General features: G+C 69.7%; 14 protein-coding genes and 2 pseudogenes. 5 read left to right on the forward strand and 11 right to left on the reverse strand.

Going from position 1 to position 11,921, the window contains the following annotated elements:
* Positions 1-64: 64 nt before the first annotated feature.
* Positions 65-751: pseudogene (locus tag FKD65_RS37110) on the forward strand (lysylphosphatidylglycerol synthase domain-containing protein); the annotation flags it as partial.
* Here the strand turns inward: FKD65_RS37110 and FKD65_RS37115 are convergent.
* Complete coding sequence (locus tag FKD65_RS37115; protein ID WP_205718383.1) at positions 746-1,507, reverse strand: creatininase family protein; 762 nt, start codon at positions 1,505-1,507, stop codon at positions 746-748. The pseudogene FKD65_RS37110 and the gene FKD65_RS37115 sit on opposite strands and share 6 nt — an antisense overlap.
* 49 nt (positions 1,508-1,556) lie before the next feature.
* Positions 1,557-2,231, reverse strand: a pseudogene (locus tag FKD65_RS45905) (phosphatase PAP2 family protein); the annotation flags it as partial.
* 149 nt (positions 2,232-2,380) lie between these two features.
* Between FKD65_RS45905 and FKD65_RS37125 the strand changes: the two are divergent.
* Positions 2,381-2,944, forward strand: coding sequence for a DUF1349 domain-containing protein (locus tag FKD65_RS37125; protein WP_141583694.1), 564 nt, complete (start codon positions 2,381-2,383; stop codon positions 2,942-2,944).
* A gap of 3 nt (positions 2,945-2,947) precedes the next feature.
* Here FKD65_RS37125 and FKD65_RS37130 read toward each other — a convergent pair whose 3' ends face one another.
* Entirely contained in the window at positions 2,948-4,396 is a 1,449-nt protein-coding gene (locus tag FKD65_RS37130; RefSeq protein ID WP_168221298.1) for a metallophosphoesterase, read from the reverse strand.
* A 182-nt stretch (positions 4,397-4,578) separates the two neighbouring features.
* Positions 4,579-5,535 (reverse strand): superoxide dismutase, encoded by a 957-nt coding sequence (locus tag FKD65_RS37135; protein WP_141583698.1) that lies wholly within the window; start codon positions 5,533-5,535, stop codon positions 4,579-4,581.
* A 94-nt stretch (positions 5,536-5,629) separates the two neighbouring features.
* Here FKD65_RS37135 and FKD65_RS37140 point away from each other — a divergent pair, with 94 nt between their 5' ends.
* Positions 5,630-6,157, forward strand: coding sequence for a MarR family winged helix-turn-helix transcriptional regulator (locus FKD65_RS37140; protein ID WP_240809782.1), 528 nt, complete (start codon positions 5,630-5,632; stop codon positions 6,155-6,157).
* A gap of 15 nt (positions 6,158-6,172) precedes the next feature.
* Here the strand turns inward: FKD65_RS37140 and FKD65_RS37145 are convergent, their stop codons facing one another.
* From FKD65_RS37145 to FKD65_RS37175, 7 genes are all read right to left on the reverse strand, one after another.
* A complete protein-coding gene (locus FKD65_RS37145) occupies positions 6,173-7,315 on the reverse strand; it encodes an RNA polymerase sigma factor (protein ID WP_141583701.1) in 1,143 nt (380 codons plus the stop codon).
* Positions 7,312-7,719, reverse strand: coding sequence for a YciI family protein (locus FKD65_RS37150; RefSeq protein WP_141583703.1), 408 nt, complete (start codon positions 7,717-7,719; stop codon positions 7,312-7,314). The genes FKD65_RS37145 and FKD65_RS37150 overlap by 4 nt, the downstream gene beginning before the upstream one ends.
* A gap of 44 nt (positions 7,720-7,763) precedes the next feature.
* The gene (locus tag FKD65_RS37155) at positions 7,764-8,261 is read right to left on the reverse strand and encodes a pyridoxamine 5'-phosphate oxidase family protein (protein ID WP_141583705.1); all 498 of its coding nucleotides are present in this window, start codon (positions 8,259-8,261) and stop codon (positions 7,764-7,766) included.
* A 126-nt stretch (positions 8,262-8,387) separates the two neighbouring features.
* A complete protein-coding gene (locus FKD65_RS37160; protein WP_141583708.1) occupies positions 8,388-9,128 on the reverse strand; it encodes a DUF6082 family protein in 741 nt (246 codons plus the stop codon).
* 15 nt (positions 9,129-9,143) lie between these two features.
* Complete coding sequence (locus FKD65_RS37165; protein WP_141583710.1) at positions 9,144-9,749, reverse strand: DUF6879 family protein; 606 nt, start codon at positions 9,747-9,749, stop codon at positions 9,144-9,146.
* Entirely contained in the window at positions 9,742-10,011 is a 270-nt protein-coding gene (locus FKD65_RS37170) for a hypothetical protein (RefSeq protein WP_141587320.1), read from the reverse strand. The genes FKD65_RS37165 and FKD65_RS37170 overlap by 8 nt, the downstream gene beginning before the upstream one ends.
* 274 nt (positions 10,012-10,285) lie before the next feature.
* A complete protein-coding gene (locus FKD65_RS37175; protein WP_141583712.1) occupies positions 10,286-10,747 on the reverse strand; it encodes an ATP-binding protein in 462 nt (153 codons plus the stop codon).
* Between the two features lie 61 nt (positions 10,748-10,808).
* Between FKD65_RS37175 and FKD65_RS37180 the strand changes: the two genes are divergently transcribed.
* On the forward strand, positions 10,809-11,657 hold the full coding sequence (locus FKD65_RS37180) for a helix-turn-helix transcriptional regulator (RefSeq protein WP_141583714.1): 849 nt from the start codon (positions 10,809-10,811) through the stop codon (positions 11,655-11,657).
* The gene (locus FKD65_RS37185) at positions 11,654-11,842 is read left to right on the forward strand and encodes a DUF397 domain-containing protein (protein ID WP_141583716.1); all 189 of its coding nucleotides are present in this window, start codon (positions 11,654-11,656) and stop codon (positions 11,840-11,842) included. The genes FKD65_RS37180 and FKD65_RS37185 overlap by 4 nt, the downstream gene beginning before the upstream one ends.
* The last annotated feature ends 79 nt before the right edge of the window (positions 11,843-11,921 follow it).

Below are 11,921 nucleotides of genomic sequence, written 5' to 3' on the forward strand. Positions count from 1 at the left end.
GCGCCTGCTCGCCGGGCTCGGCATCCTCACCGCGCTGCTGTGGTGGCACAGCACCGACGCGTTCGTGGACGCGCTCCACGCCGTCGACGCGGGGGCCGTCGCCACCGCACTCGCCCTGGGCCTGCTGACGACCGTGCTCAGCGCCGCCCGCTGGCAGCTGGTCGCCCGGCGCCTCGGCCTGCACCTGCCCCTGGGCGGAGCCGTGGCGGACTACTACCGGGCCCAGTTCCTCAACGCGGTCCTCCCGGCGGGCGTGCTCGGGGACGTCCACCGCGCGGTGAGCCACGGGCACCGGTCGGGCGACGTGGCGCGCGGGGTGCGGGCCGTCTTCCTCGAACGCGTCGCGGGCCAGGGCGTCGCGATCGTCGCGGGCGTCGCCGCGCTGCTCGCGCATCCCGCGCTGGTGTCGGCGATGGCGCCCGCGCTGGTCCCGGCGGCCGGGGTCGTCGCGGTGGTGCTGGTCCTCGCCCGGTGGCGGCGCCGCGCGCTGGCCCCGGCGCTCGCGGACGTGCGCGCCGCCCTGCGCGCCTGGCCCGCGATCGCGGGGCTGTCGGTCGCGGCCCTGGCCGGGCACCTGGCCCTGTTCGTCGTCGCGGCCCGCCTCGTCGGCGCGACGGCGCCGCTGCGCACGCTCCTGCCGCTGCTCCTGCTGGCGCTGCTGGTGATGGTGCTGCCGGTGAACGTCGGCGGCTGGGGGCCGCGCGAAGCCGTCCTCGCGCTGGCGTTCGGCGCGGCGGGGCTCGGCTCAGCGCAGGGCCTGACCGTCTCCGTCGTGTACGGGGTGCTGACCTTCGTCGCGTCCCTGCCCGGCGCGGCCGCCCTGCTGCTGAAGCACCGCGAGGACGTCCCCGAACGCCGCGACGAGGCTCCGCAGCGTCTCCCGGCCCTTGTCGGCGCGGGCCAGTGACGGCCGCCCGACGACGCCGGACCCGGTGTAGGCGGCCATCCCGGTGGTCAGGAGGTGCCGCCGGTCGTCGGCGAGGTGGTCGGCGCCCTCGTAGCCGTCGCGCACCAGCTCCGGGTGGGCGTGCAGCAGGATGGACGTCTCCAGCTCCCCGGCGTGCATGTCGCTGACGGCGGGCGTCTCGGCGCCGGACGCCCTCTCCGCCGCCTCCCAGTGCTCCAGGGTGGGGAACAGCGCCATGTCGCCGTGCGCCTCCTGGACGACGTTGCCGAGCACGTAGTTGCCGCCGTGCCCGTTGACCAGGACGAGCTTCGGGACCCCCGCCCGGCGCAGGGACTCGGCGACGTCCCTCACCACCGCGTAGAGGGTCGTCGCCGAGATGCTCACCGTCCCGGGCCAGTCGGCGTGCTCATGCGAGCACGAGATCGTCACCGGCGGGAGCAGGCGCACCGGGTGCGCCTTCGCGATCTCCGCCGCGATCGTGCACGCGATCACCGTGTCCGTCGCGAGCGGCAGGTACGGGCCGTGCTGCTCGTGGCTCCCGATCGGCAGGACCGCGACCGGGACGTCCGGGACCTCGGAGCTCGTGTGCGTTGGAAGCATGTCCCCCAGCCTGCCGCATCCGCCCCGCCAGCGAAACCAGCGCCATGGCGCCCGCCAGCAGGAGCGCGGCGACGATCCCGTCGGTCCAGTAGTGGTTGGCCGTCACGACCACCACGAGGACCGTCAGCGGCGCGTGCAGCGCGACGACCCACCGCCACGGGCTCCGCGACACCCGCAGCACCGCGACGGCCACCAGGATCGCCCAGCCGATGTGGAGGGACGGCATGGCCGCGTACTGGTTGGCGATCCCGTCGGCCGCCGCCGGGTAGGCCGACGGCCCCACGGTCAGCATCGTGTCCACGGCCCCGATCCCCGCGAGCCGGGGCGGCGCCAGCGGGAACATCGTGTGCACCACGAGACCGGCCGCGGTCAGCGCCACCAGCTCGTTGCGCACCCGCGCGTAGGACTCCCTGTGCCGCACATAAAGCCAGATCAGCAGCAGTGCCGTTCCCGGGAAATGGACGCTCACGTAATAGACATTGGCGAGGAACGCCATGTGGTCCCAGCCGAGGGCCCAATGCTGGAATCCGACCTCGCTCGGCAGCCATTCCCGCTCGAACCGCCACAGCAGGTGCGCGTTCGCCATCGCCTGCCCCGGGCCCGCCTCGATCAGCGTCCGCCCCCACTTGTAGAAGGCGAACAGGACCGCCAGCAGCCCCACCTCGGTGAGCAGCGGCCGCATCCGGCTCCCCACCGCCCCGCCCACTGCCGCACCGCTCACCATCGTGCCCTCCCAGCCCCGGTCGTCCCCGTCCAATGACAACCCTTGCGTCTGACATTTCCGGAGACACTGGGTTCAGCTACCCGATCATGGGAGGTAAAACCCATCCCAGGTGGTGGGGTCAACTCCACCCCTGGCGTAGATTCCGGCTTATGACCACCGGCGAATGGCTCAACCCGCCCCCGTCCGCGACCCCCGACGGCCAGGCCCTCCTCGTCACCGCGGCCAAGGGCAGCGACTTCTGGCGGACGACCTCCTACGGCTACGACCGCGACAGCGGCCACGCCCTGCTGTCGCCCTTCGACCCCGAGGCCGCGATCGAGGTCTCCTTCGTCGCCGACTACGACCACCAGTTCGACCAGGCCGGCCTGCTCGTCCGCCTCTCCGAGTCCACCTGGATCAAGGCCGGCGCCGAGTACTGCGACGGTGCCCTCCAACTGGGCGCGGTCGTCACCCACGGAGCCTCGGACTGGTCCTCGGCCCCCGTCCCGTGGCACGGCCGCGAGGTGACCGTCCGCGCCAGCCGCTCGGGCGACGCGGTGACGATCCGCGCCCGCGCGGGCGAGGACCCGTGGCAGATGATCCGCCTGGCGCCCTTCCCGCCAGGCGTCACCGCCGCCGCGGGCCCCTACTGCTGCGCGCCCGAACGCGACGGCCTCACCGTCCGCTTCACCCGCGTCGCCGAGACCCCGCCCGACGCGGCCCTGCACCCCTGAGGGTCACTTGCAGCTGAACTCCTTGATGGCGCCGGTGCTCAGAAGGCAGTCCAGCGGCCACGCCTGCCCGGAGACCCCGTGGAAGGTGAGATTCCACTGGCCGCCCGTGTCGTTCAGGAGCGCGTAGCCGTGGACGCCCCGTGAGACCGAGTGCTGGACGGTCTCACCGTCCACGGTCTTGCCGACCACCTTCGAGTCGTCCGGCGGGGTGTCGAGCGTCGTCCCGGACGAGCCCACGGTCACCTGCGGGGGACGCGAACTGTTGAGGAAGTCGAGCATCTGATAGAGGTGCACGTGCCCCGACAGCACCAGGTCGATGTTGTCGGCCAGGGCCCCGTTGGCCGTCTGCTTGACCGCGCTCGCAAGGGTCGGGTTGATCCAGGTCACGGCCGTGGACGAGGCCTGCTTGACCATCCACAGCGGCTTGTGGGTGATGAGGAAGTAGTCGTGCGTCGGGTGGTTGGCGGCCAGGGCGTTCACTTCGTCGAACCATTTCGCGTACTGGGCGGCCTGCGACTTGTTCGGCTGGCTGCTCTCGCTCGCCGAACTGGAGTCGAACAGGATGAAATGCAGCCTTCCCGCATTGATCTGGACCGGTTCGACCTGGGCCTGCGGCAGGGAGAAGCATTCGTTGTTCTTCTGGGGCACCGTCGCGAAATAGCGGAACCACTCGGCGCCCCGTCCCACCTTCGGCGGCGTGCATACCTCGTGGTTGCCCCGCGCGAAGATGAAGGGCGCCTCGGCGAGCAGGGCCTGGGCCGGCCGGAGGAAGTCCTTGATGAGGCACCCCCAGTCGGCCGCCTGCCCCTGCGCGCCGCAGCCCGGGGTGGCGTCGTTCGCCCCTGCCGGCGCCTCCCGGTACACGTAGTCGCCGACATGGACGACGAGGTCCGGCCGGGACTGCGCGGCCGCGTGCGCGGAGAGCGGCTCCAGCGGCCACTCCTTCTGGCAGTCCTGGTTCTGCGGAGCGCCGACCGTGGGCGAGGTGACCTCGCACCCCGCGTCCCCGATGACGGCGACGCTCTTCGGACGCCCGTTCACCGGCCACTCCGGCAGCGGAAGCTGGAGGTTCCCCGGATACACGGTGGCCGCGTTGGTCGTGGTCGGCTCGATCAGCGCGTTCTTCGCCCCGTCGGGGACCGGAGCCAGGCAGAAGGTCGTCGGGAACTGCTGGAGCCCGCCACCGGTGATATAGGGGTCGCTGACCTTCCGCAGGACGGCCGTCTGCACCTTGCCCGCCAGGCTGTACTGCACGGTGGGACAGTGCCCGGCGGGTTTCTCGGTGCTGGCGAACCGGACCTCGGTCGTGTGGCTCGTACCGTTCACCAACTGCGTCCAGGCCCACGCCTCGCCGTTCTTCCCCACCCCCGGCGGCGAGGGCGGCGCGGACGGGCCCGGAGCAGACTGCGCGAACCCGGACAAAGCGACGACGAGCAGTCCCAACGCGGCCACCACCGCCCAAGTTATTCGCGGCATTAACCAGGTATCCCATCAGATCAAGAAAAATGGACTAATCAGACGCCCCGGAATCGGCCGCCCGACCCCGCTCGATCTGCCCTGGTCACGCGCCGCCATGTCGGATGCCGCGTGCGGTGTTGTTCAAGAATTGTCCGCCTGATTCCAATCCCTCCCGCCTAGGGGCGGGGGATGGCGACGGCGTTGTACGAGATGTCCGGTGTCGGGCCTGTGGCGAAGAACCGGATGTTGGGGAGGTACAACCGGGAGCCGAACGCGGCCACGGTCGTCGGCAGGGCGAACCGGGCATCCGTCACCCGCCGGACGACCCGGCCCTCGGTTCCCGCCGCGTTCAGCCGCAGGACGGCCACGGTGTCGAGCCGGTTCTGCACCGCGTACAGCGTCCGGCCTCGCAGCAGCAGGCCGTCGCCCTCCGGCAGCGACTCGCCGTGCAGGTCCACGCGGCGGGTCTCGCCGGACGCCGGGTCGACGCGGAACAGGCCGCCGGTGTTCGACTGGACGACGATCAGACCCCGTCCGTCCGGTGTCGGCGTGATGCCGTTGGCGTTGAACCCGCCGCTGCCGGGGCTGTCAGGACCGCCCTGGTAGACGAGATCGCCGGTGAGCGGCACCCGGACCGCCTCGGCGGGCAGCCTTCCGCCGGTGAGCGGCAGTTTGTAGAGCACCGGCTTGGTCGAGTCGGTGAACCACGCGGCGCCCTGCGTGAGGATGACGTCGTTGACGAAAGACGCCCCGGTGGCCAGCCGGTAGGTGGCCAGAACCCGCCCCGAACGGGCATCGAGGACGCGGGCGTCGCCGCCCGGGCCCCCGGCCACGAACAGCCGCCCGCGCGCGTCGCTCTTCAACCCGAGGGCGGGCGTGCCGGGCCCCCGGCTGAGGACCGCGCCGGCCCCGGTGCGCAGGTCGGCGCGATAGACCGACCCATCCGCCATGGAACCGACATAGGCGACCGGTCCGGGCCCGATCGCGATGCCCTCGGGCTGGAACCCGTTCGGCAGCCGGATCGTGCTCGGGTACACCGCGGCACCGCCGCCGTGCCCGGCAGCCTGCGCCGGCGCGCTCGTAGCGGCGGCCAGCCCGAACACCAGGACGAGGGAGAACGTTCGACGTCGCATGAGACCAACCTTTCAACGCTGAAATGTTCAACGCTGAAGACCGTAGATCTGCTGCTAGCTTGATGTCAAACAGTTCAACGTTGAGAGGTGCTCGTTGGAGCGTGACGCCGTAGACCTCGTCGTGGAGCAGTGGACCCGTGCCCGGCCCGACCTCGATCCGTCCCCCATGCGGATCCTCGGCCGCCTCTCCCGGCTGACGAGGATCGCCGAGCGCGAGCTCAAGGCGCTCTTCGCCGAGTTCGGGCTGGAACGGGGCGAGTTCGACGTCCTCGCGACCCTCCGCCGCGCCGACTCACCCGACGGCATCACCGCGGGCATGCTGGCCCGCTCGTCCATGGTGACCTCGGGCGCCGTCACCAACCGCCTCGACCGCCTGGTCGCCAAGGGCTACGTCACGCGCGACGTCGACCCCGCCAACCGCCGCGCCGTCCTCGTAGCCCTCACCCCCGCCGGCCGAGACCTCATCGACCGCGCCGTAACCGCCCACCTGGAAAACGAACGCCGCCTACTGGCCGCCCTGGACCACCCCCAACAGGACGCCCTGGCCACAACCCTCCGCACCCTCCTACTAAGCCTCGGCGACCACGCCACCACCCCCCACCCCCTGACCGACCCGCCCTGATTTTGCGGGGCCCGGCTACGGGCGCGGTAGCTGCCGGACCCTGGCCGCCTCGCGGGTGAGATGTTCGTGCTCCGGGAGGCTGGTGGCCGCGTGGGCCGCCTCGGCGTAGAGCTCGGCGGCTTGATCGAGGTCTCCGGCGCGTTCGAGGAGATAGGCGCGGACCGCGGCGAACCGGGGGAGATCGGGATCGACCTTGCTCAGCTCCGCCAGGCCGGCCTGCGGTCCGTCGGCCTCCCCGACCGCGACCGCGCGGTTGAGCCGGACCACCGGGTTGCCCGTGAGTTCCAGCAGTTCGTCGTACCACTCCACGATCTGCACCCAGTCGGTCTCGGCGGTGCTGGGGGCGTCCGCGTGCAAGGCGGCGATCGCGGCCTGCGCCTGGTACTCGCCCAGCCGGTCGTGAGCCAGCGCCGCCTGCAGGATCGCGACTCCTTCGGAGATGAGGCCGGTGTCCCAGCGGGACCGGTCCTGCCGGGCGAGCGGCACCAGCCGCCCGTCCACCAGGCGGGAGGCGCGCCGGGCGTGGTGCAGCAGCATGAGCGCCAGCAGGCCCGCGACCTCGGGATCGCCGGTGGAGGCGGCGAGCTGGCGGGTCAGGCGGATCGCCTCGGCCGCCAGATCGACGTCCCCGCCGTAGCCCTCGTTGAAGACGAGGTAGAGGACCCGCAGGACCGTCGCCAGATCCCCGGGCCGGTCGAGCGGCAGTCCCGCGATGCGCCGCTTGGCCCGGCTGATCCGCTGCGCCATGGTCGCCTCGGGGACGAGGTACGCCGTCGCGATCTGCCGCGTCGTCAGGCCGCCGACCGCGCGCAGCGTCAACGCGACGGCCGAACCGGGGGACAGGGACGGGTGCGCGCACAGGAAGTAGAGCCACAGCGAGTCGTCCGCGCCGGGCACCGGGCCCGCCGGCGGCTCGACCTCGACGGCCAGCTCCCTCCCCGACCGCGAGGCCTCGGCCCGGGCGGCGTCGAGGAACTTGCGCCACGCCGCCGCGACGAGCCAGGCCTTCGGGTCGCGCGGCGGGTCGTCCGGCCATGTCTGCAACGCGCGGATCAGCGCCTCCTGCACGGCGTCCTCGGCCGCCGCGAAGTCCGCGCCGCGGCGCACCATGACACCGATCACCGCGGGCACGAGCTCCCGCAGCAGCGCCTCGTTCATTCCGCCATCGTGGGCAGCGCGGCGAAGAACGGCCGCAGCTCCAGCCACTCCTGGATCGGCCTCCCGCCCGCGCCGGGCGCCGCGGACAGCTCGGCGGCCAGCTCGAGCGCGCGCTCGTAGGACTCGACGTCGATCACCATCCAGCCGGCGATCAGGTCCTTGGTCTCGGCGAACGGCCCGTCGGTGACCGGCGGGCGGCCCTCGCCGTCCGAGCGGACGAACGTCCCCTGCGACGAGAGCGCCTGATGCTCGACGAACTCGCCGGTGGCCTTGAGACGCTCGGCAAAGTCCTCCATGTACTGGATGTGGGCCGTGAACTCCTCCGGCGTCCACTGGTCCATCGGCACGTCGTTGACCGGCGCGGGCCCGCCCCGATAGTGCTTGAGCAGCAGATACTTGGCCATCATCTTCTCCCTGGACTGCTAGGCCCCATTCTGGCGCGCGGCTCTCAGACGTCCTGGCGCTCGGCCCGCTGCCGGACCAGTTCCTCGACGGCGGTGGGCAGCGTGGTCTCGAAGTCGATGAGCTTCACCCAGGTCGGGGTGACGACGATCCGGACCATGCCGTCGTACAGCGAGCGGACCTCGGCCTCCCACTCGACGCGCTGCTCGGCCGTCATCTCGTAACTGCCGTTCATCTGGAGGTACTCCTCCGGGATGCCGTCGACGACATCGAGTTCGGCGCGCCCCCGGATGAGCAGGATCTTCGGCGGATGCACCTCCGTGTCGATCGTCAGCGCCACCTCGGGACGCTGCCGCAGGTACCGCAGCTTCGGCGCGTTCTTGCTGGTGCACATGACGACCTCGGAGCCGTTCCAGGTGAACGCGATCGGCACGTTGCGCGGCGTCCCGTCCTCGGCGACGTAGGCCAGCCGGGTCAGATCCCGAGCCAGCAGCTCCCTGCTGTAAGGCCGGTCGAGGACCTCGTTGATCTCACGCTGTTCCATGCTCGACGCTCCCGTCTCCAGTAGCCGAGCGGCCGTTCTCGACCACCCGCACCCCTGGGACGGAGCCACCCCGACGTTCTCGACACCCGCGGCGACGGATTCTCAGAACCTTTCCCACTCCCGCGATCATCGGGAACGTCTTCGGCGATTCCCCTGCCGAGCGGACCGACGACGCGCGAGGACCCAGCGCAGGAGAGGGCCCATCGCCGCAACCCCCGCCACCGAGCCTCCAAGCACCACCCAGCGCCGCCGTGTCCGCCTCGGCTCGACCGGCGGAACGGGCGCCAGCCTGTACTCCTCGTCCAGAATCTCGTGGAAGCGTCGCCCCCGCTTGCTCCCGGCCGTGCCCATGCGAACCTGGCGCGCCTCTTCCCAGAATGCTCGCCCAGGACGCCCCGAGAACATCTCTCTCGAGACGGCGCGCAGCCGCTTCTCGGGAAGGGCCTTGGTCTCGAAGGACATCTGCCACTCGGAGATGATCATGTTGATGTACATGAGCTGCCGCCTGGCCCTGCGGTCCGCGTCCGCCGGCACCGGCCCCCACGCCTCGTCGAGGGCGGGGTCATCCATCGCCATCTTGAGCAGATCCGCGATCGCGATGCGCCTGGCCTCCTCGCGGGCGATCCTCGTGTCGTGCGCCTGGAAGATGAGGGTGGCCGCGATGCCGATCAGCGCGAGGGCGGCCAGGAGCGCCGACGCGGCGCCGTAGGTCTGACCGATGAAGCTCAGCCGCTCCCACCGGCCGGTCGGGCCGCCGAATGCGCGTAAGGCCCATGGCGAGGCGCCGATAAGGGCGATGACGACAAGCGTGATGAGGCAGAGGGAGAACGTTCTCACCCTGCCTCGGCGCAGGCGAGCGGACGGCATCTACGAAACGATAGATCAGACCGCCGGTGCTGGTAACCGGGCCACTTCCCGCTCGAAGAACCGAAGCAGGGGCTCGCCTTTGCGGTGCAGACGGCCGATCTCGGACGCGGCGGTGCGGATAACCTCCGGCGTTTCGATGCGCCGGGCGCCGCATGGAGTCCAATCCGGCTGATATCGGACTTCATAGAGGACGCGCGAGCCGACGACGACCACTTCGGGCAGTTGGCCCTGGTCCTCCAGCTCGGAGAGGTGTTCGGCGGGGAGAACGCTCAGTTCGAAGCCTTCCTCCGCCAGCATCCTGAGCGCGTGGAGTTCCCATTGGACGTACGGGCTCAGTGGACGCTCGACCACGCGAACACGCTTGATCTTCAGCCCTTGGCGCCGGTTGCCGTCGGCCTCCGCCCGGACGGCCTTGCGATCCTCCTCCAGTAGTTCGAGGGAGCGACGCCAGTCTCCGGAACTGAACGCCAGCCAACTGGGGTCGTCCAGCTCGCGGAACACCTGGGACCGTTCGAGTTTCCAGATGGTCCCGCGCAGGTCTTCGACCTGCCGGGCGAAGTCCCGGTGGTAGGCGGAGTGGTCGAGCAACTTCCCCTCGAAGCGGGCGATGCGCTCAAGCATCTCGGATGTCCGGTTTGGCGGCGGACAGCAGGCGACCGGAGATGATCACAAGGCGCTCGTCGGAACCGATGCTCACGCCCGGCGGCAGGCGGTCGCGGTAAGCGGCGGTGGCGTCACGGCCGATGACGGCGATGTCGCCGTTGTCCAGTTCCCAGATCTCGGGGCAGTCCTGCGTCGTACGGCTGTCGCCCACGTCTGCGGCCGTCTTGCCTAACCTTCGCTGGAACCCCGCGCCGTGGTCGGCTTCCCATGGCCTGGTCATGATGCCCACTCGCTTCCGGTAGCCGGTGATAGAACGAATTCTCTCACCGCTGCCCAGTCGCGCCAAGCATTGTCCAAATCGTCCATTCGGTGAGGACCAAAGAGCTTTGAGGGAAGAATCGGGTGGCGAGGCATCTGATGTCACGCGGTTGAGACCACCGCCCTGTGCTGGCACGACGGCCCGGACAACTTGGCTCTCGCCGGCCGTTGGTTTCGGCCGTTGTAGGAAGGTCTCTCCGCAATGTCCGTCCTCTTTCGGCCATTCGGGCCCGGAGTCAGGGCGGGGTGGGGTGCTGGGACGGCTCGGCCGGACCCGGGTCGTTGGTGGGCATGAGGGCCCAGACGACCTTGCCCTGGCCCGTGGGGGAGGGGCGGACGCCGGTGTCCTTGGCGTAGGCGGCGATGATCGCCATACCGCGGCCGCTCAGGGCGTCCAGGCCCGCTTCGCAGGCGCGGGGGAGTTCGGGCGACGGGTCCCAGCACTCCAGCAGCGGCGCCCCCTCGTGGACGGCGATCCGGATGCTGAGTTCGTGTCCTTTCGCCGCGTTGACGGCATTAGTGATGATCTCGCTCATGACGACGGCTGAATCGTCGACCAGAACGCGGCCGTAACTCCAATTAATCAGCGCGTAACGGACGAGTTCCCGGACGAGCCTGACCGAAGCCTCCTCTCCCTGGACGGTCATCTGGATTTCTCCCGGTTCGGGAATCTGCAGGACCGGTCTCTGGTCGTTCATACCCGCCACCTTGTCTTCCCTGGATTTGGCTACATGGTCGGCGGCGAAGGATTAACGTGTGATGGATTGGAATCCAGGAAATACACCGGAGGTCGACATGAGTGTTCGTGAGAGCATCGACCCGGACTCCTCACTGTGGTCCTGGCTGGCCTTCGACCTGTGGTTCTACCGGACCCGACGGAGTCTCTCGCTGGCGCAGACCGCCCAAATCGTCCGGGTGGCGCGCGGCACTGTCTCGAACTGGGAGGCGGGCCGACTTCGCCCAAGTGACCCGTATATGGCTATTTTGGACAAGGCGTGGGATACTGGAGGGCATTTTCAGCGGCTTTTGCATTATGCTCGCAGTGGACACGACCCTGACTGGTTTGCGCAGTACATTCAGTATGAATCGTCCGCGAAGGTTCTCAAGATCTACCATGGCAAATCGGTTCCGGTTCCTGTGCAGACGCCCGAGTATGGAAAGGCGCTACTGCTGTCGGGAGGACAAGCCCGAGAGAGTGACCGGGAAGTGGGAGTGCGTCAAAGGCGCCAGGAGATCCTGACGAAGCGCGACCCGCCCTATATTTGGATCATCCTCGATGAGGACGTGCTAGAGCGTCCGGTGGGAACGCGGTCGACCATGGAGGCGCAGCTAGGATATCTATTGCAGGTGGACGAGCTGCCGCATGTGTCCGTGCGGTGCATTCTGAGGTCGGCTGGGGCGCATCCAGGTTTGGATGGCGCCTTCCAGATCCTCGACTTGGGAGGGCGGCAGATCTCTTACGCCGGTGCACAACTCGCAGGACGCCTCATTGAGGCCGGTGACGAAGTTGCCTCTCTCGCGATACACTTCGACCAACTTGGGGCATTGGCCCTGTCTCGTGACGATTCGCGCAAGTTGATCGAGAAGGTGCGGGAGAGTTACCTGTGATCGAATGGCGCAAGAGCTCCCGGAGTGGTGGGGTCAACGACAACGCCTGCGTTGAGCTGGCCAGGCTCGCTGATCGGGTCGGCGTGCGGGATTCGAAGGATCCGGCAGGTCCGCGTCTCGACCTCAGTCCGCAGGACTTTGGCGGTTTGGTCGCCCGGATCCGGCGCGGGGAACTGGATCTTTAGCCCTGATCTTTCGTGGGGCCGGTTGGAGCGCGGTGCCGGTCAGGGGTCTGCGTACAGGGGCTTCGTAAGGCGCTGTCCG

The organism is Actinomadura sp. WMMA1423 (assembly GCF_006547145.1).
Lineage (GTDB): Bacteria > Actinomycetota > Actinomycetes > Streptosporangiales > Streptosporangiaceae > Spirillospora.

What these genes read in the sequence shown, in the direction of transcription:
- FKD65_RS37155 (WP_141583705.1), bottom strand. Translation starts at nt 8,261, where the DNA reads ATGGAACAGCGTGAGATCAACGAGGTCCTCGACCGGCCTTACAGCAGG.
- FKD65_RS37150 (WP_141583703.1), bottom strand. Translation starts at nt 7,719, where the DNA reads ATGGCCAAGTATCTGCTGCTCAAGCACTATCGGGGCGGGCCCGCGCCG.
- FKD65_RS37165 (WP_141583710.1), bottom strand. Translation starts at nt 9,749, where the DNA reads ATGCTTGAGCGCATCGCCCGCTTCGAGGGGAAGTTGCTCGACCACTCC.
- FKD65_RS37115 (WP_205718383.1), bottom strand. Translation starts at nt 1,507, where the DNA reads ATGCTTCCAACGCACACGAGCTCCGAGGTCCCGGACGTCCCGGTCGCG.
- FKD65_RS37170 (WP_141587320.1), bottom strand. Translation starts at nt 10,011, where the DNA reads ATGACCAGGCCATGGGAAGCCGACCACGGCGCGGGGTTCCAGCGAAGG.
- FKD65_RS37160 (WP_141583708.1), bottom strand. Translation starts at nt 9,128, where the DNA reads ATGCCGTCCGCTCGCCTGCGCCGAGGCAGGGTGAGAACGTTCTCCCTC.
- FKD65_RS37145 (WP_141583701.1), bottom strand. Translation starts at nt 7,315, where the DNA reads ATGAACGAGGCGCTGCTGCGGGAGCTCGTGCCCGCGGTGATCGGTGTC.
- FKD65_RS37175 (WP_141583712.1), bottom strand. Translation starts at nt 10,747, where the DNA reads ATGAACGACCAGAGACCGGTCCTGCAGATTCCCGAACCGGGAGAAATC.
- FKD65_RS37135 (WP_141583698.1), bottom strand. Translation starts at nt 5,535, where the DNA reads ATGCGACGTCGAACGTTCTCCCTCGTCCTGGTGTTCGGGCTGGCCGCC.
- FKD65_RS37180 (WP_141583714.1), top strand. Translation starts at nt 10,809, where the DNA reads ATGGATTGGAATCCAGGAAATACACCGGAGGTCGACATGAGTGTTCGT.
- FKD65_RS37125 (WP_141583694.1), top strand. Translation starts at nt 2,381, where the DNA reads ATGACCACCGGCGAATGGCTCAACCCGCCCCCGTCCGCGACCCCCGAC.